Here is a 23,000-nt window from a genome sequence, read left to right on the forward strand (position 1 = left end):
TGTGGCGGGAGCCACACCGACATTGCGTTCCAAGGCAGGAGCCTTGGAACGAGTTGGATACTCCACTTACTCCGGACGCTGAAACAGGTCCAGGAACCGATCTTCGAACTCCTCAAACACGCCCAGCCGATCGAGTTCATTCTTCAGTTCGTAAGCCTTCGAGCGGTCATCGGCGGCTTGGGCGAACAGGGTTTCGATTCTCGCCTGGTCCGCTTCGGCAAGTTCTTCCTCATTGTCGTTTGGGTGCTCAAATGATTCGGTCGCGCCGGACTCGTTGCTTTTCATCTTTTCCTTGAACTTCGCCAGCAACTCACCGAGCTGCTGTTCGATTGCCTGGGCTTGTTCTTTTAACTCGGTGAAGTCGAGTGGAATTTCGGCCATCTCGGCAAACACTTCCAGCACCGCAAGCGAAGCCTTGGGGAACGGCAGTTGGGCAAACAGGTGTGGCATCTCGCCGAGCAGGCAAACGCCTTCCATGCCCTTGTCGACGGCGGCGGCAAGCAGCACGCCGTTGAGCCCGCTGACGTGGCCTTCTTCCAAATAACGCACTTCGGGGCGATCGAGTTCCTTCAGCGTCTTTTGATCCGTGGCCGCCCCGAACAGGCGTGATTCGTGTTCGGGATGCATGTCGGTCGCCATCGCGGCGAACGTAAACACGCGTTCGACACCCTGGTCGCGGGCAAAGTCGATCAGTTTTTCACAGAACTCAAATTTGCCGAGCGGCGGCTGGGCTTCGCCGATGAAGACGATGATGTCGCGTTTGTCGTCCGGGGCTTTCCAGATGAAAAATCGGCTCCGCGGCCGCTGCGTTTTTTGCACGATCCCCGATTTGATGATCGCATAGTCGACATCAAACAAACCGTTCGGCGTGAATTCGCCCAAATACTGCATGCCCAATTTGGCCATCAGATAATATCCCGCGCTGATTGCAACGTGCCCCATTCCGGGCCACACGGCGACCAACCACGGACGTTTCGATTTCGTTGCTTCGCTCATCAATCGTGTTCAAGTGGAAACAGGATGCCAAATTGGCTCGTCGGTCGGCATATTTAGCTTGAGCAAACAGCGCGCCAACACGATCAGGTTGTTCGCGCCCTGCCGCTAACCGAAAGCGGATGATGTTAGCGGAACGGCGCGAGCGGGCTGTCGATTTAGTCGGGACCTGCTGAGTCAATGGTGAGCCGCTGGCCGTAAGGCCTCGGGCAGCGTCGCAGTGCCCGGCCGCTTACGCGGCGCGCGGCTCACAAAAACGACAGCCCGCGAGCCGTCCGGTGTCGTCTTGAAAATGCATTGAAAGACCGGAGGGCTCGCGCCCTGCCGCTAACAAAATTCACCCCTCCTAGTGTCAAAGGAGGTGGCATTGGATTCACGCCGGCGTTCGGACGCCCCGCGTCTGTTCCAACCGCACAACGGCCGATTTGGCACAGCGATTGCCCCACTGTCTCGCTGTCTTCCCAACCGACTCATCCACCGTGAGAGCTCCGATGCACACCGAAAAGACGCCGACGGCCCGCGATATCATGAACACGCACGTCCAATGCGTTCCGCCCGAGATGATGTTGGGGGAGATTGTTTCGTTCTTGTTGAAACACAAGATCTCGAACGCCCCCGTGGTCAAACACGACGGCAATGTGAAGCACCTGCTGGGCTTCATCTCCGAAGGCGATTGCCTGGAATTCCTCGCCAACGAAATGTTTTACGGCAATCCCAGCCCGACGCAGACCGCCACCACGATCATGAAAAAACATCCGACCTGCGTCGGCCCCGACACCGACGTGTTTGCGTTGACGTCGATTTTTATGAGTCACCAATTTCGCCATCTGCCCGTGGTCGACGGGGATCAACATCTGCTGGGGATCATCAGCCGCCGCGATATCCTTCACGCACTCGACGATTTCTACCACAAATGGAATCGCTCCAGTGACCGAGAACGGTTCCCCGTCGACGTCCACAAGATCATGAACCACCGGTTCATTGTCACCGGTTGATCGCGCGATGACGCACAGCTGCCGCGGCGATGTTTCACTGCGGTGGATCACTGCGGCACAGTATTTGCCACCAGCAACGTTGCGGTGACGTTGCGTCCAGAACGCCACGGCCGCAAGCGCTGTCCCATTCGCGGTGAATCATGTTTACGGCTGCATCGAACGACAGAAAAGTGAATCGCCCGGTCAACCTGGGCCGTGTGGTTTCTGTGCGAGGCAGTGTCATAGACGCACACTTTGACGATGTGCTGCCGGCGATCAATCATGAGTTGCGGACGGGGCCCGATGGCGAGGTCGTGGTGGAAGTCGCCGGGCAACTTGATCCGCACACCGTCCGTGGCATCGCGCTCAATTCCACGCAAGGGCTGGCGCGCGGCACCGCCATCCGTGATCTGGGACGACCACTCGGCGTGCCGGTGGGAAAGAAGTTGCTCGGTCGGGCACTCAATGTGTTTGGTCAGCCCATCGATGACGACGAGCGGTTGGACGAGCTGCCGCGTCGCAGCATTCACCAGACGCCGCCGGCGATCGCCCAACGCGCGACGCAATCCGAAGTTTTCGAAACCGGGATCAAGGCGATCGACCTGCTCTCGCCGCTGGAACGCGGCGGCAAGGCGGGGCTGTTCGGCGGTGCCGGTGTCGGCAAAACCGTGTTGATCACCGAGTTGATCCACAACGTGGTCTCCAAGCATTCGGGCGTCAGTCTGTTTTGTGGCATCGGCGAACGCTGTCGCGAAGCCGAGGAACTGTACCGGGAAATGGGCCAGGCCGGGGTGCGTGACAACACGATCATGGTGTTCGGTCAAATGAACGAACCACCGGGGGCACGCTTTCGCGTCGGTCACGCCGCTTTGACGTTGGCGGAATATTTTCGCGACGACGCGCGGCAGGACGTCTTGCTGCTGATCGACAACATTTTCCGGTTCATCCAAGCCGGCATGGAAGTCTCTGGGTTGATGGGCCAACTGCCGTCGCGTGTCGGGTACCAGCCCTCGCTGGCGACCGATCTGGCGGAGTTGGAGGAACGGATTTGTTCGACCGCGTCGGGGGCGATCACGTCGGTGCAAGCGGTGTATGTGCCGGCCGATGATTTTACCGATCCGTCGGCCGTGCACGCGTTCTCGCACCTTTCGGCGACGGTCGTGTTGAGCCGTAAACGCGCCTCCGAGGGGCTGTATCCGGCGATCGATCCGCTGCAGTCGACCTCGGAAATGCTGCTGCCGCAAATCGTCGGCGAGAACCACTACCAAGTCGCCAGCGATGTCCGCCGAACCCTGGCCAACTACGAGGAACTGAAAGACATCATCGCCATGCTGGGCATGGAGGAACTTTCGCGAGACGACCGACGCACCGTCAATCGCGCCCGGCGGATCGAACGGTTTCTGACCCAGCCGTTCATCACCACCGAGCAGTTCACCGGCGCCAAAGGCAAGACGGTTCCGATTCAAGACACGCTGGAAGGATGCACGCGAATCTTGGATGATGAATTTCATGACGTCCCCGAGCGTTCGCTCTACATGATCGGGACGATCGATCAAGTCCGGGGCACGGAACCATGATGCAGCTGAAAATCCAAACGCCCAACGAAGTCTTGACGGACGAGCCCGTGGTCAAGGTCATCGCCGAGGCGGAGAACGGAAGTTTTTGTTTGCTGCCCCGCCACGTCGATTTCTTTTCGGCGCTCGTGCCCGGATTGTTGGCGTTCGAAGACAGCGATGGCAACGAGCACTTTGTCGCCGTCGGCGAAGGGTTGTTGGTCAAGAAAGGCCAAACCGTGATGGTTTCCGTTCGCCAAGCGGTCCGAGGCGGGGACTTGGGGAAACTGCAACGCACCGTTCGCGAACAATTCGAATCGATCGATGAACGCGAGCGGGCCACACACGCGGCGGTGGCCAAGTTGGAAGCGAGTTTCTTGCGCGGCTATTTGGAACTGAGCGGAGAAGTGCGATGAGCGATTCCGATCACGACCGGCCGAGCGACACAGCGGAAGAGTTTCACAGTGATCTGGAACGCGACGTTTCGACGCGGGAACAACGAAAGTTAAGGGCGCGGGAGGAGGTCCACCGAACGATCTGGTTCGGCTTGGGGACGTTCGGCTTGGTCGGCTGGTCGGTCACGCTGCCCGCGCTCGCCGGGATCGCGACCGGGATTTGGATCGATCATCGGTTTCCGAGTCGGTTCTCGTGGACGTTGATGCTGCTGGTGTTGGGCGTCGCGTTGGGTTGTTTCAACGCGTGGCGTTGGGTTTCCCGCGAGAGTCAAAACGAATCAAGGCAATAAATCAAGGCAATAAAGCAAGGGATTGGGGGAGAGGCAATCATGTTTGAATCCATCGAAATCATCTTGGCCGCCGGCTTGGGCGCCATGCTTGCGGTCTTTTATTTCGGCGGCCTTTGGTGGACGCTCCGTTGCCTGTCGACATCGCAGCGACCGCTGGCGATCTACTTTGCCAGCCTGACGACCCGGATGGTGATCGCGCTGCTGGTGTTCACCGGCTTTGCCGCCTACGGCGTTTGGCAGACGTTTGCGGCGTGTTTCTTAGGATTCCTGATCACGCGGATCGCGCTGCTGCGATTTTTGGGGCGGGAACCCAGCTTGGCGACCGCGGCCCAACGGAGCGGACCATGAGCGGAGTGCAGATTTCGGTCGACCAATGGGTGCTTTGGCAATCCGAAGCCTGGCCGATGGTCAAGATCAACGCCACGATCACGTTCACGTGGGGCGTGATGGCTTTGTTGGCGATCGGATCGTGGTGGGTGACGCGTCGATTGTCCACCGACACGACAGTTCCCAAGTTCCAAAACGTGTTGGAAGTGGTCGTCGGTGGGATGCGAGACCAGATTCGCGAGGTCAGCGGTCGCGATCCGGGCCAGTACCTGGCCTTTGTCGGCACGCTGTTTCTGTTCATCTGCGTCGCCAATCTGCTCAGTATCGTGCCCGGGTATCAACCGCCGACGGCATCGTTGTCGACGACCGCGGCGCTGGCGACGTGTGTGTTCATCGCCGTGCCGATCTATGGGATCGCGGTTCAGGGACCACGCGCCTACTTGCAACACTACCTTCGCCCGACCCCGTTGATGTTGCCCTTCAACATCATCGGCGAATTTTCCCGAACGCTCGCGTTGGCCGTTCGACTGTACGGCAACATGATGAGCGGGACCGTGATCGCCGCGATCTTGATCGGGTTTGTTCCGTTGTTTGTCCCGATTTTGATGCAAGTGCTGGGGCTGCTGACGGGATTGATCCAAGCGTACATCTTTGCGGTCTTGGCGATGGTCTACATCGCTTCGGCCACGACCGTTTATCGCCAGCGTGAGCCGACGTCGAAAGCGACAGACGCTGAAATGAACGAACATTCCCCAGGTTACCGAATTGCCGGAGAGCATCATGAATAGTCATCGCGTCCCCGTTTTCTTGTTGGCGGCGATCCTGATCGTTGGGGTCGCCGGTGTCAGCCAGCCCGCCGCCCGGGCGCAAGACGACGCCGGCGGCGAGCAAGCGATCGGACTCGCTGGTGATGCAGCGTCACCCGCCCAATCCGCCGCTGCCGGCACAGGCCAGGGCGGCATCGACAACCTGGGGCTGATCGCCTTGGGGTCGATCGTCATCGCGGGTCTGACGATCGCCATCGGTTCCATCGGACCGGCGTTCGGCGAAGGCCGAGCGGTCGCCCAAGCCCTCAGCGCGATCGCTCAACAACCCGATTCGTCCAACACGATCACCCGTACCCTGTTCGTCGGTTTGGCCATGATCGAATCCACCGCGATCTATTGCTTTGTCGTCGCCATGATTCTGTTGTTCGCCAACCCGTTTTGGAACCATTTCACCCAGTAGCCGGTCATGACCATCGATTGGTTTACCTTTATCGCACAGATCATCAACTTCCTGATTCTGGTCGGGTTGTTGCGGTGGTTGTTGTACGGGCCGATCATCGCGGCGATGAATCAGCGCGAAACGAAGATTTCCCGGCGCTGGAATGACGCCAATGAGAAACTGGCCGAAGCGAACGAGACCGTCGCCTCGTACCAGCAACAGATGGCCGAGTTCGAACAGCAACGCGAAGCCATGCTTCAAGACGCGCGGCGGGAATCGAACGAACACCGCGAGCGATTGACCAGGGAAGCGCGTGACGACGTTGAACAGAAACGCAGCCAGTGGTTGGATGGATTGACGCGCGAGCAAGCCGAGTCGGCCGATGAGGTGCGTGAGTCATTCGGGGAGATGGCGATGCATTCGGCGCGTCACACGTTGATGGAATTGGCCGATGCAGACTTGGAGACACGCGTCGTCGAAAAGTTTATCCAGCGGATCAAGCAGATGGACGACGCACGTCGCGACGAGATCACGACGCTGCTGGCCGACGATGCGACGCAGGTTCGCATCCGCAGCGCGTTTGAATTGCCGGACGACGTCCGCGATCGGTTGTGCGCGGTCGTCCGCGAGACGCTCGGCTATCCAGGCGAGATTGCGTTTCAGCGATCGGCTGACTTGATTTGTGGCATTCAACTGGACGCCGGAGGCTACAGCATCCGGTGGAACGTGGACGACTTCGTACGGGGCATCAACGCAGATTTCGCCACGCGTTTGGGGAGGCACGGCTAGATGATGCGTGATTGCGCAGCAGTCACCCTCCTGGCAGGAGGGTCGAGCGAAGCGAGGGGAGGTCGAACGGTGAATCTCGCCTAAGAACCAGACATTGATCAACACACCTGAGTAACCCATGAACGACCACGCCCCCACCGATGCCGCGACGACCGGGTTTCGTGATCTGATTCACGAGACGGCGACGTTGTTCAAGCAAGTGGTCACCGAGCGTGACGCGCGAGTCGATGCGTGTGAAACGGGAACCGTGGTCGAAGTCAGCCGTGGGATCGCAACCGTGGACGGATTGCCGAATGTCCAATCCGACGAATTGCTGCGGTTTGCCGACAATCGATACGGTTTCGCATTCAATCTGGACCGTCATCGTGTCGGATGTGTGTTGTTGGATGAAGGCGAGTCGTTGCAGTCGGGGACCACGGTCCAGCGGACCGGCCGCGTGCTGGACACGCCGGTGGGCGCGGAGCTGCTCGGGCGAGTGATCGATCCGCTCGGCAGACCGTTGGATGGCGGCCATCGTCTGGCCGGGCTGAAGCGGATGCCGTGCGAACGCCCGGCCCCGGGAATCATGCGTCGTGCGGGCGTTTCGGTGCCCTTGCAGACGGGAATGAAAGTCGTCGACGGATTGATCCCGATCGGTCGTGGCCAACGCCAACTCGTTTTGGGCGACCGTCAGACGGGAAAGACGTCGATTGCGGTCGACACCATCATCAACCAACGCAACAGCGGCGTGATCTGTGTCTATTGCAGCATCGGGCAACGCAGCACGAACGTCGCGCGGGTCATCGCGACCCTGCGCGCCCATGACGCGATGGAACATTCGATTGTGGTGATCGGTGCCGATGACGCGCCGCCGGGTGTTCAGTTTATCGCCCCGTATGCCGCCACGACGATCGGCGAATTCTTCATGCACCAGGGCCGAGATGTGCTGATCGTTTATGATGATCTGACTTCGCACGCCAGGGCCTATCGTCATGTCTCGTTGCTGCTGCGTCGTCCCCCGGGGCGTGAGGCGTTTCCCGGTGACATCTTTTTTGTGCACTCGCGGCTGCTGGAACGATCGACACACCTGCGAGAAAAATTCGGCGGCGGATCGTTGACGGCGTTGCCGATCATCGAGACCGAGGCGCAGAACGTGTCCGGGTACATCCCGACCAATCTGATTTCGATCACCGACGGACAACTTTATCTGTCTCCGAAACTGTTTCACCTCGGCGTCCTGCCCGCGGTCGATGTGGGACGATCGGTCTCGCGAGTCGGCGGAAAGACACAATTTCCGGCCTATCGGCGCGTGGCCGGCGACCTGCGACTGGCCTATTCGCAATTCGAGGAGTTGGAGAAATTCGCCCGCTTTAGCAGCCAACTTGATGAAGACACCCGCGCCACACTGGACCGTGGATTGCGTGTCCGCGAAGTCCTCAAGCAAGCACGACACGAATTGCTGTCCGTTCCCCAGCAAATCGGATCGATGGTGGCACTGACATCCGGTGCGTTTGATTCGTTGCCGGTCGATCAGATCCGCCAAGCGGAACAGTGGATCCACAGCACCCTGCAACAGGAATGCCCCGCGGTGTGCGAGCGAATCCTGGCCGGGAACAAGCTGGATGATCAAGATTTCCAGCGGCTCAAACGGTTCGTGCATCGGGCGATTGCTGAAGCCGTCCAGGTTGGCCCATGAACACGCTGGAGCATTTGCGCGCGAAGATCGAAACGGCAACCGACATGCAATCGGTGGTCAAGACGATGAAGACGCTGGCGGCCGTCAGTATTCGTCAATACGAGCGAGCCGCCGACGCGCTGGCGCAATACAACCAAACCGTCGAAATGGGGTTTCAGATCGTCTTGCGAGACACCGGGCACGGCGATCTGTTATTCGCCGCCGATGCCCACCGAGCGACTCGAACCGGCGCGATTGTGTTTGGAACCGATCAGGGCATGTGCGGTCAATTCAATGAACGCATTGCGACAACCGTGTTGGCCGCCCACGAACGATCCGTCGCCGATGAAAATCGGTCGCGGTCGCATTCCGGACAAGGTTCCGGGGCGTGGAAAGTGTTGGCGGTCGGCACGCGGGTGGAAGGGCATTTGAAGGAGATCGGGCTTGCTCCAGAGCGAACCCTCAGCATTCCGGCGTCCGTTTCCGAGATCACGCCGCTGGTCCAAGACCTTCTGTTGGCGGTCCAGCATTGGCGCGAGCAATCGGAGATCTCTCGTCTGCTGGTCTTCTACAACCGCCGGTCGGTGGGGGCGGCGAGTCTGCCGAACCAGTTGGTGTTGTTGCCGATCGGTGCCGAGCGATATCGGCGCTGGAGTCAGCAGCGTTGGCAATCGTCCTCCTTGCCGACCTTTACGATCGATCGCCGCCGGTTGCTTTCCTGCATCGTCCGCCAGTACCTGTTCGTTTCGCTCTACCGGTCGTGTGCCGAATCCCTCTCCAGCGAGAATGCCAGTCGCATCGCGGCCATGCAAGTGGCGGAAAGGAGTATCCAGGATCGGCTGGACGATTTGACCCGCGCGTTCAACCAGATTCGACAGACGGCGATCACCGAAGAATTGCTGGACGTCGTCAGCGGTTTCGAAGCCCTCTCCGGTGGCGAAAATTTCTAGCCCGTTGTCAGCGAAATCGACACCAAACGGGGTGTTTTTTGTTAGCAACAGGGCGCGAGCCCAATACCGCTAAATCGAGAAGGGAACATGAATCACCCTGGCTCCCCTCTCCCCCGATTCCTGGCGAGCCTAAGCGAGTCAGGAATCGGGGGAGAGGGGCTGGGGGTGAGGGGGATTTATACTGTGCGCCGTTGCTGGATTGTGGCAACGACACACTCTCGAACCCCGGTTGGATCTGGAGACAGAGCAGAAATCAACGGTGTATCGCCCCATCGGACACTCACGTCGAAACTTTTCTCCGGTGCAACCACGATTTGCGCATCATCTGCTAAACCGAGTTTTCGAATTCATTCGATCCGCCGCGCTGATCACGAACAAACCCGGTGATCTTGGGATTGCATCGTCGTTTCGTCATGCGGATTCCCCCTCACCCCCAAACAAGCCTCTCGTCGTCGCAACGTATTGGCATTTTAAAATCATGTGACGCCCACGATCAATCAGAATCAACGAAGTGGCTTGTTCGGGGGAGAGGGGAGCCATTTTGAGGTAAGTCGCTTTTCGATTTAGCAACAGGGCGCGAGCCCTCCGGTGGCATGGGGCGCAAGCCTGTGAGCCGAGATCAAGTGCTGGCGCGCGGAGTTTGCGATCGGGGCAGACTTGCCCGACCAGGGTCGGGCGCTACTATTCATTCGGCCACGCCCCGCTTCGGGGTCCCGGTGGTTCTCTTCTGATCCATCGCCGCAATGCGACCGTGTTGCGGCAATGCCCACCCATCCGATTTCCCCGTCGGCAGCTATCCGCACGATGTCAATGGACAACCGTCGTGCAACGTTCGGTGCGTTTTCCGAAACGCCGTCTGATGCGTTTGCACGTCCGCAAACCACCGCCGTTTTTCGCCAAGATTCGTCACCGTCGCATGCCGCTGGGACGACTCGTCGGGGAAGCCCCGCACCGACCGAGCGGTCGCGGGGGGCCGCCAAGGGGGACGACTCCGCGAAATCACTGGACGATGCGGTGGAGTCGTATCTGGCGCGAATTCAACGGGTCGGATTGCTGTCCAGGGAGCAGGAGGCCGAGGTGGCGATCAAAATCGATCACCACCGTAAACGGCTGCGCAGCCAGTTGCTCGAGGCGGACTTCGTACTCCGCGATGCCATCGACGTGTTGGGCCAAGTCCACCGGGGCGAGCTTCGGTTCGATCGTTTCATCCAGGTCGCAGTCAGCACTCGCCTGGAGAAAGATCAAATCGAAGGTCGGATGCCCCACAATCTGCGCACGCTCGAAGCCCTGCTGCGACTCAATCGGCACGACTACGAACAGGCGATCCGCACGTCCAGTCGCCGCCGCCGCGATGCGTTGTGGGGCAAGATCGGCAACCGTCGTCGACGCGCGATCCAACTGGTCGAAGAGCTGGGGTTGCGGATCGAGTTTCTGAGCAGCCAGACCGGAAAACTGTTCGCCTTGGAGCGTCGCGTGAAGCAATTGGCCGATCGTGGTGATGGCCAGTCGCGGGCGGAGTTGGCGGAGATCCTTGCAAGTGTCCAACAGACGCCGGAGGGATTGTCGCGCCAGGTGGCCAGGGTTCGCAGCGCCCAGAGTCAATTCAATGCCGCCAAAAACGAATTGTGCGAATCGAATCTGCGGCTCGTCGTTTCGATCGCCAAAAAGTATCGCAATCGCGGTCTGGCGTTCCTGGATTTGATCCAAGAAGGCAATGCGGGGTTGATTCGCGCGGTCGAAAAATTTGAGCATCAGCGCGGGTTCAAGTTTTGCACCTACGCGACCTGGTGGATTCGTCAGGCGATCACCCGCGCGATCTGTGACCAGGGGCGAACGATTCGGGTGCCCGCCCACGTGAACCCCGAAATCACACGCATGAAACGGATCGACAACGATTTGCGTCATGAACTCGGCCGGGTGCCGTCGGGGGACGAAATCGCCGCCGCGGCCGAAACCTCGTCCGAGCAGGCCGAAGCGATCCTGCGGGCCAGCCAGAATCTGGCCAGTCTGCAGCAACCGATCGGTTCGGATGAAAACGGCGAACTCGGTGATCTGGTCGAAGCCAGTAGCGTGGATCGGCCGGATCGGAACACGGACCTGCGGATGCTGCACCAACGGCTGCATCGGATTTTGGAGGAACGCCTCAGTTGGCGAGAACGCGAGATCCTGAAGATGCGGTTCGGTCTGGGCGATGGGCACGAATACACGCTCACCGAAGTCTCCCAAGTGTTCAACGTCTCGCGAGAACGGGTCCGTCAAATCGAGAGTCGTGCGCTGAAGAAACTGAGCGAAGGCCAGTCCAACCTGGAACTCATCGGCTTCGTCGACTAACAAGTGGCATCAGCCCCCAAGTGGCGTAAGCTTCCAGCTTGCGCTCCCCGAGCCGCAGGCTCGTCAACGGGATGGCCCGGAGGCTTCGCCTCCGAGCATGCGAGGCGGGAGCCTCGCGAGAAGTGCGTTCCCAGGCATGAGCCTGGAAACGAGTAGGTGGCGTAAGCTTCCAGCTTGCGCTCCCCCCGATTGCCCTTCGGCAATCACGATGACCACCCCACATCGATTGGCACCCAACTTGCACCCACCGGTCACGCCGGCGCGGAGTCGATTCGGCCACTTCGTCGCCGGCCCTGTTCGACTTGTCTCGCAAGCGGAACGCACTTGAAGTTCGATTCGGCTGAAGCTGCCACGCACAGGGGAATCGCTATGTCAGTGGGACGTATTTGCACACGCACGGTGGATGTTGCGGCGCCGGATGAAAGCGCACAAGCCGCCGCGATTCGGATGAAAACACGCAACGTCGGAACGCTGATCGTTCTCGACCAAAATCAATGTCCGATCGGAATCGTGACCGATCGCGACTTGACGATGTGCGTCGTCGCCAAGGGACTCGATCCGACGATGACGGAGTTGGAGATGGTGATGAGCAAGTTGCCCGAGAGCGTCACCGAAAACACGCCGATCGAGGCGGCGATCGGGATCATGCGTCGCGGCGCCCACCGTCGGCTTCCCGTGGTCGACGACGCCGGCCAGTTGATCGGGTTGGTCACGCTGGACGACGTGCTCAGTCTGCTCAGCGAGGAATTCGAAGAGATCGGCGAATTGGTTCGCCAGGAAGGCCCCACGTCCTCGACGGTCTGAGACGTAGGTGTCAACGGAGAGCGTCAGCGACCGAGTCTCCCGGAGGGATTTCAGCGAGTCTCCGGAGGTCAGCGTAGCGCCACCTCCGGGGCGCACGTCCCCAAAATTCCATCGCCCCCGTGACGGGGTCAGGCCAGCGATCACCCGTCGCCATCAGCCGGTTCCCGCCAGCGTCCGGGCGTACGGTTTGGTCGTCAGTTCCGTGCCGTCATGCCCTCATGTGTGCCACCAAGGCCCACTCCTTCAGAAACCCTTGCGTCGCGTCGATGCGGGGGGACCCCATTGTTCTCCAGGTTGGACGATTGATCGGGTCCGTCACAAGTGTGCCCAGCCGCGCGCCTTTCTCGCGGCCCAACATTTGCTCTTTGGGCTCTTGTCCATTTTTAAGCATCAGCAGGAGCTTCCGACGTGCAAGACAAGTTCGCCACCCTGGACGGTAACGAAGCGGTTGCAAGAGTCGCCTACGCAACCAACGAAGTCATCGCCATCTATCCCATCACGCCGGCGACGCCGATGGGAGAATTCGCCGACGGCTGGTCGGCAGCCGGTCTCCCCAATGCGTGGTCCACGATCCCACAAGTCGTTGAAATGCAAAGCGAGGGCGGTGCCGCCGGTGCCCTGCACGGTTCACTCCAAGCCGGCGCGCTGACGACCACCTTCACGGCATCGCAAGGTCTGTTGTTGATGCTGCCCAACATGTTCAAGATCGCCGGCGAGTTGACACCATCGGTGATCCATGTCGCCGCCCGCAGTCTTGCCACCCACGCCTTGTCGATCTTTGGCGATCACAGCGACGTGATGGCCGCACGCACCACCGGATACGGATTGTTGGCCTCCTCTTCGGTCCAGGAAGCACACGACCTGGCGCTGGTCGCCCAAGCGGCCACGCTGCGCGCCCGCGTTCCGCTACTGCACTTCTTTGACGGTTTTCGAACCTCGCACGAAATCAACAAGATCCAGTTGATCGATCCGGCCACGATCGAGCAAATGATCGATATCGATCTGGTGCTGCAGCACCGCGAGCGGAGCCTGGATCCCGACCGGCCCGTGCTCCGCGGAACGGCACAAAACCCCGACGTCTTTTTCCAGGCTCGCGAAGCCGTCAATTCGTTCTATGACGCCATGCCGGGCATCCTGCAGGAGGAAATGGACCGATTCGCCGAGCTGACCGGCCGACACTACAAGCTGTTCGACTATGTCGGTGCTTCCGACGCCGAGCGGGTTTTGGTGATGATGGGTTCGGGATGCGGTGCGGCCGAAGAAGCGGTCAACGCGCTCAACCGCGACGGCGAAAAAGTCGGTCTGCTGAAAGTCCGAGCGTTCCGGCCCTTCGATGTGAATCGGTTCATCGACGCGTTGCCGGATTCGGTCAAGCAGATCGCGGTGCTCGATCGCACCAAGGAACCCGGGGCCGTCGGCGAACCCCTTTATCAAGATGTCGTCACGGCGGTCACCCAGACGTGGTGGAGTCGGTCGGTGCCGATCCCCCGAGTCATCGGCGGACGCTACGGGCTGTCCAGCAAAGAGTTCACTCCCGCGATGGCCATGGCGGTCGTGAGAGAATTGAACGCCGACGCGCCGAAGCAACACTTCACGATCGGAATTCACGACGATGTGACGTTACAAAGTCTGGCGTGGGACGAAGCGGATTACGACGAACCCGATCACGTCACCCGCGCCGTGTTCTACGGACTCGGCAGCGACGGCACCGTGGGCGCGAATAAAAACACCGTCAAGATCCTCGGCGAAAACACACCGCTGCACACGCAAGGCTACTTCGTCTACGATTCCAAAAAGGCCGGTGCGGTGACGGTTTCGCATTTGCGTTTCAGCCCCGAGCCGATCGAGTCGACGTACTTGATTCGTCAAGCCAACTTTGTCGCCTGCCATCAATTCAATTTCTTGCAGCAACGCGACCTGTTAGAAATCGCGGCACCCGGCGCGACGTTCCTGTTGAATTGTCCCTACGATGCCGACGCTGTGTGGGATCATCTGCCGGACGAAATCCAACGCCAGATCATCGCCAAGAACCTGCAGTTTTACGTCATCGATGCCGGCACGATCGCCCGAGAAAACGAGCTGGGCGGTCGGATCAACACCGTCATGCAGACGTGCTTCTTTGCCCTCTCGGGCGTGCTGCCGATGGACGAGGCGATGAAACACATGCAAGAAGCGGTGCGCAAGACGTACGGCAAACGTGGTCCGGTCGTCGTCGATCGAAACCTCGCCGCGATCGCCGCCTCGACCGCATCGATCCAAAAAGTCACGGTGCCCGACACGTCGTCCAGCACGGTGCACTTGCTACCGCCGGTTCCGCTCGACTCGCCCGATTTCGTCCAGCGTGTTACCGGCATGATGATCGCCGGCAAGGGAGATCTGTTGCCGGTCAGCGCCCTGCCCGTCGACGGCACCTTCCCGACCGGAACCGCACAGTACGAAAAGCGAAACATTGCCGACCAGATCCCGATTTGGGATGCCGATCTGTGCATCGAATGCGGCCTCTGCGCGATGGTTTGCCCACACGCTGCGATTCGCACCAAACGTTTCGACGAAGCCCTGCTCGACCAGGCACCGGATGCGTTTCCCGTGCGGATCGCGGCCGGCGGCAACGGTTTGGCGGCGCTGACGATCCAGGTGGCTCCCGAGGACTGCACCGGTTGCGGCGTCTGCGTCGATGTCTGCCCGGCCAAGAGCAAGGAGGTCGTCAAACACAAGGCGATCGACATGCTGCCCAAGAGCGAACATCTGGATCGAGAACGCGAGCGATTCGGGTTCTTTGACCAGCTTCCCGATCCCGATCGGACGACATTGAATACGACCAAGGTCAAGGACGCTCAGCTGATGTTGCCCCTGTTCGAGTACTCCGGTGCCTGCGGTGGATGCGGCGAGACCCCGTACTTGAAATTGTTGTCGCAGCTGTTCGGCGACCGGATGGTCGTCGCCAACGCGACCGGGTGCTCGTCCATTTACGGCGGCAACCTGCCCACCACGCCTTGGTCGACCAATGCCCAGGGACGCGGCCCCGCATGGTCCAATTCTCTCTTCGAAGACAACGCCGAATTCGGATTGGGGATGCGGTTGGGGCTGGACGGTAAACGTGAACGCGCCCGCGCCCTGCTCAGCCAACTGAGTGACCAAGTCGATGGCGGGCTGGCCAACGCCATCCTGGAGTCCAAACAACGCGGCGAAGCGGAGATCCAGGATCAACGCGATCGCATCGAGCAACTGAAACAGCGTCTGGAATCACTCGGTTCTGCACCCGCGTTGGAATTGTCGGCGATCGCCGATTCCCTGGTCGAGCGAAGTGTGTGGATCGTCGGGGGGGATGGTTGGGCCTACGACATCGGCTATGGCGGGCTGGACCACGTGCTCGCCACCGGGCGCAACGTCAACATCATCGTGCTCGATACCGGTGTCTATTCCAACACCGGCGGCCAGGCGTCCAAGGCGACGCCGCGGGCCGCGACGGCCAAATTTGCCGCCGAGGGCCGTAACGTGCACCGCAAAGACTTGGGCGCGATGGCCGTCGCCTACGGCAGCGTCTATGTGGCTCAGATCGCGATGGGCGCCAACCCCGCCCAAACGCTTCGTGCCGTCCAAGAAGCGGAATCCTACGATGGCCCGTCACTGCTGCTCGCCTACAGCCACTGCATCGCGCACGGAATCGACATGTCCACCGCCATGACCCATCAACGCGACTTGGTCCGCAGCGGGTTCTGGCCGCTGTATCGCTATGACCCCCGCGATGCCCATGCCGGCGAGCATCCCTTCCACCTGGACAGCCGCAAACCGTCCAAGCCCTTCAAGGAAGTCGCGATGCAGGAAGCCCGGTTCGCCATGCTCGCCCGATCCAAACCGGAACGAGCGCAAGAATTGATGGAGCTTGCGCAGAAAGACATCGACGACACCTGGCACTACTACCAACAATTGGCCGGTGTCGAGCGAGACAATCCCGACCTTCAACAAACCGATGTTTAAGCACCGACCGACGTAGGTCAGGCTGTGCCTGACGACGGATGGCATGCACAGCATGCCCTACACGACTGACGTGGGATAGGCTTCCAGCCTGTCATTCCAGCAACGACGCACGCGACTCACGGACTCATTTTCAATGACCAGCATCGACCTTGCCACCAGCTATCTCGGCCTGGAACTCAAAAACCCCTTCATCGCCTCGGCCAGCCCACTGACCGGCAGCGTCGAATCGCTGTTGCATCTGGAGCGGTCCGGCGCCGCGGCGGTCGTGTTGCCGTCACTGTTCGAAGAGCAAATCGAACACGAACGAGAGCAGTTCGAACGCTTGCACGCCTATCAATCGGATTCCATGGCCGAGTCGTTGAGCTTCTTTCCCGAGCTGGAACGCTACAACACCGGGCCGGAAGAATACTTGCAGCTGATCCGTGATGCCAAGGAGAGTCTTTGCATTCCCGTCATCGCCAGCTTGAACGGGTTCAGCAGCGGCGGGTGGAAATACTACGGCGAATTGATGGAGCAAGCCGGTGCCGATGCGCTGGAACTGAATATCTATTTGGTGCCCACCGACCCCAGTGTCTCCTCGGCCGATGTCGAACGCCACTACCGCGAACTGGTCTCGTCGGTCCGCGAGCAGTTGCGCATCCCGTTGGCCGTCAAAATGGGACCGTTCTTTTCCTCCCCGGCCACCTTCGGCTGTGACTTGGTTGATTCGGGAGCCGCGGGATTGGTGCTATTCAATCGATTCCTCTCACCGGAGATCGATCTGGAGACGCTTGAATTTGTGCCCGCACTCCAACTCAGCCAGCCTGAAGAATTGCGATTGGCCCTGCGTTGGATCGCGATCCTGAGAGACCGGATCGAAGCGTCGATCGCGGCCACCGGCGGCGTGCACTCGGGATTGGATACCGCCAAAGCGTTGCTGGTCGGCGCCGACGCCGTGATGATCGCATCCACACTGCTCAAGCATGGGATCGACCACCTCCAAGTCCTCCGCAACGAGTTGGTTCAGTGGATGGACGAGAACGGCTACTTCTCTGTCGAACAACTCAAGGGCAGCATGAGCATGAACAACTGCTCCAACCCCGAAGGACTCAAACGCGCCAACTACATGAAAGCACTGACGTCCTACACGACAAAAGTCTAGTGCTTCGTCAACTTTTAAACTGAGGGTGCTGCGGAAAAGAGGGGATGCGCCTCTTCGATGCCCGCCGGTGCGATTCCGCGCGGTAAGGTGTGCGAGCAGGTCGCGCTGGTGTCTAGCCTTTAGAGACCGTCCAGCTTAATGCGATCGCTTTTCTGGTGTACGATGGCCCTTCCGGGCCGTCGCCCGTCGGACTTTGTCCGACGACCTCGAAAGGGCGTCGTCCGATGATTCACCCTCAGTCGACCAAGTCACTCAAGCCGCTCGCCTGGATCCAATCACTGAGGTGATCAAGCGGTCGGCTCGCCGCTTGCTCCGGCGGATCCAGGCTCAAGGGCGATCCGTCAGGGCCGATGTCCGATTCATCAACCGGGGCTTCGTCATCCGGAGCTTCTTCTTCCGAAGCTTCTTCACTCACGTCGTCATCGAGCAACTCGGTCTCGTCCCCGAGCAACTCGCGGATCAGTTTGGCGGTCAGGCTGAGACGGATTTCCACCGCTTCGCAACCGCACACCGCCGCCAGATCGCTGGCGTGACGGATCCGTTGCCATGCCGATTCGATGTCGCCGCGGGCCAGACGAGTCCGCGCCGAGCGGATGATTCGGTCGACCGCCAAATCCAATCGTTCGGCCGAGCCGTAGGAGCGCGCCGCGGCATCCAGCACGTTGGGGATCTCGCGGTAGTGACCGATGCAGCGCAACAATTGGACTTCGCGGTCCCGGTGCGCCCCGGCCTGCAAAAAATTGGCTTCCAGATCATGCACCAGCGCCGCGACGTCATGCCGGTCGGCGTGTAGTGACAGATCACACGATTCGATCGACAATTCGCAGGCCCGCGCCAAGTGTGACTTCGCTCCGGCCAAATCCAATTGCTTGGCCGCCAGCCGGGCCCGGGCCAATGCGATGCGAGCTTCATAGCCGCTGTGACAGCGATCGTCCTGCTGTTGTTCTTTCAGCTTGTCGCCGATGACGGGAATCCGCACCATGCAACAATCTTCACAGGGGGCATCGGCGCACTGGCCCGCCGGCCCACACAGACAGCACGTGTCGACGATGTCACAGGGAGGGCAGGTCATCGCGGCGTAGTTGACGAAGCGATCGGCAGCTTGGAATCGAGATTGCGTGATCGCGATTTCTGCCGACAGCAACCACGTGTTGCCGGTCGAGGCTCCGGCGCGGCAAAGTTCCACCCGCGCGTCGACCAACCAATCCGACGCTTCCAGGTACTCGGTCCGGCTGGTCAAACAGGCGGCCAGGTTGTACGCCACGGTGCCGGATTCATAGGGATCATCGATCGCCCAGGCCCGCATCAATGCTTGGCGATATTTCTTTTCCGCTTCGTCCAGGTCGCCTTCGTTGTACGCGTCCCGGCCGTCATCGACGTAGCGATGCAGTTTGGAATCCTTGCCGACGATTTCTTGGGGGCCACTGGCGCAGCCCGCGGCGATCACCATGATCGACAGCCAGCCCAGGATGAACCAAGTTTTTGGAATGGTCGACCAAGTGCCCATCAACGAACGCCTCCACCGCGGACCGAGGACGGAGACACCTGCTTGGTCGGCGCTTTGTTTTCGCGATACCGTCTCAGCAGCCAATGGTCTTGGATGTCGCCGACCAAATCCTGGGTATCCTCGACGGTGTCGTTGACGCGCTGGGTCGTTCCGGGCAATGCTTCGGCTTCGCTGCGGACGATTCTCACGACGTCACGCGTTTCGGTGGTCAACCGTTGAATCAGCAGTGCCGTCTCGCGTAGCGTCTCCAGGGTGGTCGCAATGTCATCGTTGGTTTGGTCGCTTTTGGCATCGATGTTGGCCGCCAGCTTCTTGACGCTCTCGGCGGCGTCCGTCGCGGCGGTCGCAGAGTCCCGGATCCGCTGGACGGTTTGGCGGATGTCACCGTCGACCAATTGATCCACCCGCCGCGCCAGCCGGGTCAATTCGGCTTCAAGATTTTCCGTCGTCTCGCGGAGTTGGGCGAACGTCTCGACGGCTTCCGGACGAATCGCGTCGCTGGTTTGCTTCAGCGATTCGAACGTTTCCTCGCTGCTTCCAAAAGCCGGATCGATGTTTTCGGTAAGCGACTGTTGCAGTTTTTTGGCGGCGTTGTCGACCGAGTTGCCGGCCGCTTCGATGTTGCTGGCCATCCGATCAACCTGGTCGTCCTGTTTCTGGATCCGCGTGATCGTTTGACCGGGCAGCAGTCGCTGCGGCGGATCCGTCTGGCCTTCGGGGCGATTGCGCCGCAGGCGAACCACGGCCGGTCCGACGCCGTACTTGCGATCCAGCGTCACCTCGCTATCGGTCGTGATCAGATCACTCTGTTTGGCATTGATCGCCAGCGTCACGCGAACCAAATCATCATCGGCGATGTATTCCAACGCGTCGACCTGGCCGACCGTTTCACCCAAGATGATCACTTCGGTGCCGGTCCGCAGTTGGACCGCCATGTCTTCGGGCAGATGGATAAAGAACAGGTCTTTCTTGACCGCCAAATCGCTGGTGAAGCGGACCGAAATCACGATCGACAGCAGGAAAACAACGATCAGGAAAACGCCGACGATTTGATTGACGTACCTGAGGCGAAACGGTTCGTTCATGGCCGACGTCTCCCGTTGGTGTTCATCGTACCGTTGATGATCCGCCAGCTGATCACCGGGCTGCGGAATTCGAGTCGGTATTCATCGCGGTCACCGGCGAAAAACAAGACCGCGGTTCCCGAGGAACGCAGATCGTCGATCGCCGAGACAAAGTGGTCGTACAACGATTCCAGCATGAATCGAAGCGGGCGTTCCAAAATCAACAGTCGCGGACCGTTGGCCATCGCGCGAATCAACTGGCACAACGCCAGCACCGACGGCTCGACCACCGAAGGACGCTTTTTCAACGCCCATTTCACCTTGGCGAGCTGGTGTCCCGACAGTCGCTGAATCCAGTGTTCCACTTTCTCTTCCGTCTCGGTTTCCGAAACGCCGTGGTGTCGCATCGCCAAGTGAATGTTGTCACGCAGCGTCAGACTTTGGATCCAAGCCGAACCCGCAAACACGCGCCCGATTTCACTTCGCATCTGGAAGTGTCTCGCGTAGTCGATCCCCAGCCAATCTTGGCGGTTGTACAACACCTCGCCCGCGTCGGGGGGATTCAGGCCCAGCATCATCGAAACCAGGTCACGGGGATTGTGCTGCCGCTCCAGTTCCACTTCGACCAACTCGCCCGATCGGATCGTTGCCGAAAACTGGTTCATCCGAATCGACGTCTCACCGGTTCCCTTGAAACTCACCTGATCGAATTCCAGAATCGGCGCAGCCAGCTCCCATTGTGGTGGCGTTGATTCGGTCGTGGGGGCATTGCCGGTCAAGGGCCTATCCGAATTGAAAGACAAGGATCTTGTTGTAGAACAGGATCGACAAAATCGCCGAAACGGCGAAGACGGCCGTCAGCGCTCGGATGCCCGCACGGCTGGCGATCCGAGGGACATCCGTCATCGATCCTCGCGCATTGACGCCTTCCAAACAGCAAATCGCGCCCGCGAACCCTCCGGCGACCATCGTTTTGGATAGGAAGAACGTCAGGTCACTGAGTTCAAAGTTGCCGGCGATCTCGCCATAGAATTCATTCCAACTGGTGTGAATTGCATTCATCACGAATCCCACCGCATAGCCGGTCACGACCATCGTCACCGCCGTGATGATCGCCAGGCAAAACACACTGATCATCACCGCCAACACACGCGGCATCACCAGGAACGTCATCGGGTCGATGCCGAGCGAGTCGAGCACTTCGACCTCGCCGTTGGCACGCATCGTCGCCAGCTCCGTGCTGATCGCGATTCCGCTGCGGCCGATCACCACCAAACACGCCAACAACGGCGCGATCTCGCGGACGATCGAACGCCACAAGATCGGTGCGACGAGTTCGGTGGAAACGCCCGCGGCATCGATCCACATCGCCGCCTGGACGATCAACAGCACGCCCACCGCGCCTCCGAATCGCAGCGCGGCCGGAATCGCGTCGACGGCCGTGAACAACACCTGCTTGGAAAACACGTTGCGGACCGCGTACGTCCACGATCCGGGATGAACCGCCAGCGCCAGCGATGCCCACAGCACCGACGCAATCGAGGACAGGCGGCCGAATCGATCGAAGAACAGATCCCCGACGCTGCCCGTCCAATGCCAGACCCAGCCGGTGGCGCGAGCCACGGCCAAGCGAACGAGATGCAGCGACTGGACGGAGGAGCGAAACACGGTGAACGACGGTGGTACCCTAGAACGGACAAAATTGGATTCATTCTCACAATCGACCGAACCGCACCTCCACTCCCCAGCGAACCGTTGCAACGGTTGCCATCCCACCCCCTCCCCACCTTCCAACCGGCGTAACCGTCACAGTCTTACAGTCACCCTCCCTGGCAGGGAGGGTCGAGCGCAGCGAGGGGAGGGTCGGTTCGCCTCATCGATTGATCCTCAGCCCCAAAGCACCCTCCCCGGCCGCTCGGAGGCCTTCACTTAAGTCACCCTCCCTGGCAGGGAGGGTCGAGCGCAGCGAGGGGAGGGTCGGTTTGCGTCATCGATTGATCCTCAGCCCCAAAGCACCCTCCCCGACCGCTCGGAGGCCTTCACGTAAGTCACCCTCCCTGGCAGGGAGGGTCGAGCGCAGCGAGGGGAGGGTCGGTTTGCGTCATCGATTGATCCTCAGTCACAAAGCACCCTCCCCGACCGCTCGGAGGCCTTCGATTTCGTGTAAGCTCCTTTCCTATCAACACCTTGCACGCGGCCAGGCGATTGCAATCTGCAATCAACAGATCGGTGCTCGAAGGCGGAACCCCTGCCCATGAAGAAGCGGATCATCTCCAACGCCGAGCAGCAAGCCGCTCAACTTCCCGACGACGGTTGGCTGGATCTGGAGCAGATCGCCGACGTCGAAGTCACATCGGAAGACCCCGCCGCCCCGATTGAGTCGGCGTTGGTCCCCGCAGGCGGTTCGCAGTGGCGTGCCGCGGAACCTGGCGAACAGACCATCCGGTTGATCTTCGTCAGACCCCAATCCATTCGTCGGATCGCCTTGGAATTTGTCGAGCGGCAGACCGAGCGGACCCAGCAGTTCGTGCTCCGCTGGTCAGCCGACGGCGGCACGTCCTTCCAGGAACTGGTCCGCCAGCAATGGAACTTCAGCCCCCAAGGGGCGACGCAGGAGACCGAAGACTACCGAGTCGATCTGGCCGACGTCACCACGCTTGAACTGAAGATCACCCCCGACATCACCGGCGGAGAAGCTCGAGCCACCCTCACGCGATGGCGCCTCGCCTAGTGCCTTGTCCACGGTCAGCAAGAAAGTGGCGTAAGCTTCCAGCTTGCGTTTCCCCCAATTGGTGCCATCAGCGAGGGATTGCAAACTGCAAAATGAACATTGCAAATTGGCTATTGATGAGCGAATGGAACATGCCACTTCGGGATTTTGTGTTACGACTTCGATTGTCATCGGAGATGTTCCCCGGCTTCGGCAACGCGTGATCCCCAATTTGCATTTTGAAATGATCAATTTGCAATTTGCAATCACCTGA

General features: G+C 60.0%; 20 protein-coding genes. 15 read left to right on the plus strand and 5 right to left on the minus strand.

Translation table 11 applies throughout. The features are described 5' to 3' along the window. Positions 1-66: 66 nt before the first annotated feature. Positions 67-996, minus strand: coding sequence for a PAC2 family protein (locus tag Enr13x_RS10910; protein WP_145386082.1), 930 nt, complete (start codon positions 994-996; stop codon positions 67-69). A 488-nt stretch (positions 997-1,484) separates the two neighbouring features. Here Enr13x_RS10910 and Enr13x_RS10915 point away from each other — a divergent pair, with 488 nt between their 5' ends. The 14 genes from Enr13x_RS10915 to Enr13x_RS10980 all read left to right on the plus strand — a co-directional run bounded on the left by Enr13x_RS10915 (position 1,485) and on the right by Enr13x_RS10980 (position 17,445). Further along, positions 1,485-1,988 carry a CBS domain-containing protein gene (locus Enr13x_RS10915; protein ID WP_145386083.1) on the plus strand — a complete coding sequence of 168 codons (504 nt, stop codon included), beginning with the start codon at positions 1,485-1,487 and terminating at the stop codon, positions 1,986-1,988. A 170-nt stretch (positions 1,989-2,158) separates the two neighbouring features. Next, on the plus strand, positions 2,159-3,544 hold the full coding sequence (gene atpD, locus Enr13x_RS10920; protein WP_231744206.1) for a F0F1 ATP synthase subunit beta: 1,386 nt from the start codon (positions 2,159-2,161) through the stop codon (positions 3,542-3,544). Next, positions 3,541-3,936 (plus strand): F0F1 ATP synthase subunit epsilon, encoded by a 396-nt coding sequence (locus tag Enr13x_RS10925; protein WP_231744207.1) that lies wholly within the window; start codon positions 3,541-3,543, stop codon positions 3,934-3,936. Before atpD ends, Enr13x_RS10925 begins: the two co-directional genes overlap by 4 nt. Beyond that, positions 3,933-4,265, plus strand: a complete 333-nt coding sequence (locus Enr13x_RS10930; RefSeq protein ID WP_145386085.1) for an AtpZ/AtpI family protein — start codon at positions 3,933-3,935, stop codon at positions 4,263-4,265. The genes Enr13x_RS10925 and Enr13x_RS10930 overlap by 4 nt, the downstream gene beginning before the upstream one ends. Before the next feature lie 39 nt (positions 4,266-4,304). Then, positions 4,305-4,613: an ATP synthase subunit I gene (locus tag Enr13x_RS10935; RefSeq protein WP_145386086.1), complete on the plus strand. Its 309-nt coding sequence runs from the start codon at positions 4,305-4,307 to the stop codon at positions 4,611-4,613. Continuing rightward, a complete protein-coding gene (locus Enr13x_RS10940) occupies positions 4,610-5,380 on the plus strand; it encodes a F0F1 ATP synthase subunit A (protein WP_145386087.1) in 771 nt (256 codons plus the stop codon). The genes Enr13x_RS10935 and Enr13x_RS10940 overlap by 4 nt, the downstream gene beginning before the upstream one ends. Then, on the plus strand, positions 5,373-5,819 hold the full coding sequence (locus Enr13x_RS39540; protein WP_315857030.1) for a F0F1 ATP synthase subunit C: 447 nt from the start codon (positions 5,373-5,375) through the stop codon (positions 5,817-5,819). Before Enr13x_RS10940 ends, Enr13x_RS39540 begins: the two co-directional genes overlap by 8 nt. Positions 5,820-5,825: 6 nt before the next feature. After that, the gene (locus tag Enr13x_RS10950; protein ID WP_145386088.1) at positions 5,826-6,587 is read left to right on the plus strand and encodes a F0F1 ATP synthase subunit B family protein; all 762 of its coding nucleotides are present in this window, start codon (positions 5,826-5,828) and stop codon (positions 6,585-6,587) included. Positions 6,588-6,705: 118 nt separating this feature from the next. Beyond that, on the plus strand, positions 6,706-8,262 hold the full coding sequence (locus Enr13x_RS10955; RefSeq protein WP_145386089.1) for an alternate F1F0 ATPase, F1 subunit alpha: 1,557 nt from the start codon (positions 6,706-6,708) through the stop codon (positions 8,260-8,262). Next, on the plus strand, positions 8,259-9,191 hold the full coding sequence (locus Enr13x_RS10960; RefSeq protein ID WP_145386090.1) for a F0F1 ATP synthase subunit gamma: 933 nt from the start codon (positions 8,259-8,261) through the stop codon (positions 9,189-9,191). Before Enr13x_RS10955 ends, Enr13x_RS10960 begins: the two co-directional genes overlap by 4 nt. 810 nt (positions 9,192-10,001) lie before the next feature. Beyond that, complete coding sequence (locus Enr13x_RS10965; RefSeq protein WP_197455942.1) at positions 10,002-11,522, plus strand: RNA polymerase sigma factor RpoD/SigA; 1,521 nt, start codon at positions 10,002-10,004, stop codon at positions 11,520-11,522. A 369-nt stretch (positions 11,523-11,891) separates the two neighbouring features. Then, positions 11,892-12,326: a CBS domain-containing protein gene (locus Enr13x_RS10970; protein ID WP_145386092.1), complete on the plus strand. Its 435-nt coding sequence runs from the start codon at positions 11,892-11,894 to the stop codon at positions 12,324-12,326. A 408-nt stretch (positions 12,327-12,734) separates the two neighbouring features. Beyond that, a complete protein-coding gene (nifJ, locus tag Enr13x_RS10975; protein ID WP_145386093.1) occupies positions 12,735-16,304 on the plus strand; it encodes a pyruvate:ferredoxin (flavodoxin) oxidoreductase in 3,570 nt (1,189 codons plus the stop codon). 133 nt (positions 16,305-16,437) lie between these two features. Next, a complete protein-coding gene (locus tag Enr13x_RS10980) occupies positions 16,438-17,445 on the plus strand; it encodes a dihydroorotate dehydrogenase-like protein (RefSeq protein ID WP_197455943.1) in 1,008 nt (335 codons plus the stop codon). Between the two features lie 235 nt (positions 17,446-17,680). On the opposite strand, the gene Enr13x_RS10985 is transcribed toward Enr13x_RS10980, so the two are convergent. The 4 genes from Enr13x_RS10985 to Enr13x_RS11000 are packed head-to-tail and all read right to left on the minus strand — an operon-like array spanning position 17,681 to position 21,684. Further along, complete coding sequence (locus Enr13x_RS10985) at positions 17,681-18,952, minus strand: hypothetical protein (protein WP_145386094.1); 1,272 nt, start codon at positions 18,950-18,952, stop codon at positions 17,681-17,683. Continuing rightward, positions 18,952-20,037: an MlaD family protein gene (locus Enr13x_RS10990; protein ID WP_145386095.1), complete on the minus strand. Its 1,086-nt coding sequence runs from the start codon at positions 20,035-20,037 to the stop codon at positions 18,952-18,954. The genes Enr13x_RS10985 and Enr13x_RS10990 overlap by 1 nt, the downstream gene beginning before the upstream one ends. Then, on the minus strand, positions 20,034-20,795 hold the full coding sequence (locus Enr13x_RS10995) for an ATP-binding cassette domain-containing protein (RefSeq protein ID WP_145386096.1): 762 nt from the start codon (positions 20,793-20,795) through the stop codon (positions 20,034-20,036). Before Enr13x_RS10995 ends, Enr13x_RS10990 begins: the two co-directional genes overlap by 4 nt. Positions 20,796-20,799: 4 nt before the next feature. Beyond that, positions 20,800-21,684, minus strand: coding sequence for an ABC transporter permease (locus Enr13x_RS11000; RefSeq protein ID WP_197455944.1), 885 nt, complete (start codon positions 21,682-21,684; stop codon positions 20,800-20,802). Between the two features lie 586 nt (positions 21,685-22,270). Here Enr13x_RS11000 and Enr13x_RS11005 point away from each other — a divergent pair. Further along, a complete protein-coding gene (locus Enr13x_RS11005) occupies positions 22,271-22,747 on the plus strand; it encodes a carbohydrate-binding protein (protein ID WP_145386098.1) in 477 nt (158 codons plus the stop codon). Positions 22,748-23,000 lie beyond the last annotated feature (253 nt).

Origin of the sequence: Stieleria neptunia (assembly GCF_007754155.1) — a bacterium.
In the GTDB taxonomy this organism is placed as follows: Bacteria; Planctomycetota; Planctomycetia; order Pirellulales; family Pirellulaceae; genus Stieleria; species Stieleria neptunia.

Excerpts from the sequence above, each read along its gene's own strand:
- Enr13x_RS10910 (WP_145386082.1), bottom strand. The coding sequence starts at position 996 with ATGAGCGAAGCAACGAAATCGAAACGTCCGTGGTTGGTCGCCGTGTGG.
- Enr13x_RS10915 (WP_145386083.1), top strand. The coding sequence starts at position 1,485 with ATGCACACCGAAAAGACGCCGACGGCCCGCGATATCATGAACACGCAC.
- Enr13x_RS10925 (WP_231744207.1), top strand. The coding sequence starts at position 3,541 with ATGATGCAGCTGAAAATCCAAACGCCCAACGAAGTCTTGACGGACGAG.
- Enr13x_RS10930 (WP_145386085.1), top strand. The coding sequence starts at position 3,933 with ATGAGCGATTCCGATCACGACCGGCCGAGCGACACAGCGGAAGAGTTT.
- Enr13x_RS10935 (WP_145386086.1), top strand. The coding sequence starts at position 4,305 with ATGTTTGAATCCATCGAAATCATCTTGGCCGCCGGCTTGGGCGCCATG.
- Enr13x_RS10940 (WP_145386087.1), top strand. The coding sequence starts at position 4,610 with ATGAGCGGAGTGCAGATTTCGGTCGACCAATGGGTGCTTTGGCAATCC.
- Enr13x_RS39540 (WP_315857030.1), top strand. The coding sequence starts at position 5,373 with ATGAATAGTCATCGCGTCCCCGTTTTCTTGTTGGCGGCGATCCTGATC.
- Enr13x_RS10950 (WP_145386088.1), top strand. The coding sequence starts at position 5,826 with ATGACCATCGATTGGTTTACCTTTATCGCACAGATCATCAACTTCCTG.
- Enr13x_RS10955 (WP_145386089.1), top strand. The coding sequence starts at position 6,706 with ATGAACGACCACGCCCCCACCGATGCCGCGACGACCGGGTTTCGTGAT.
- Enr13x_RS10960 (WP_145386090.1), top strand. The coding sequence starts at position 8,259 with ATGAACACGCTGGAGCATTTGCGCGCGAAGATCGAAACGGCAACCGAC.
- Enr13x_RS10965 (WP_197455942.1), top strand. The coding sequence starts at position 10,002 with ATGGACAACCGTCGTGCAACGTTCGGTGCGTTTTCCGAAACGCCGTCT.
- Enr13x_RS10970 (WP_145386092.1), top strand. The coding sequence starts at position 11,892 with ATGTCAGTGGGACGTATTTGCACACGCACGGTGGATGTTGCGGCGCCG.
- Enr13x_RS10980 (WP_197455943.1), top strand. The coding sequence starts at position 16,438 with ATGACCAGCATCGACCTTGCCACCAGCTATCTCGGCCTGGAACTCAAA.
- Enr13x_RS10985 (WP_145386094.1), bottom strand. The coding sequence starts at position 18,952 with ATGGGCACTTGGTCGACCATTCCAAAAACTTGGTTCATCCTGGGCTGG.
- Enr13x_RS10990 (WP_145386095.1), bottom strand. The coding sequence starts at position 20,037 with ATGAACGAACCGTTTCGCCTCAGGTACGTCAATCAAATCGTCGGCGTT.
- Enr13x_RS11005 (WP_145386098.1), top strand. The coding sequence starts at position 22,271 with ATGAAGAAGCGGATCATCTCCAACGCCGAGCAGCAAGCCGCTCAACTT.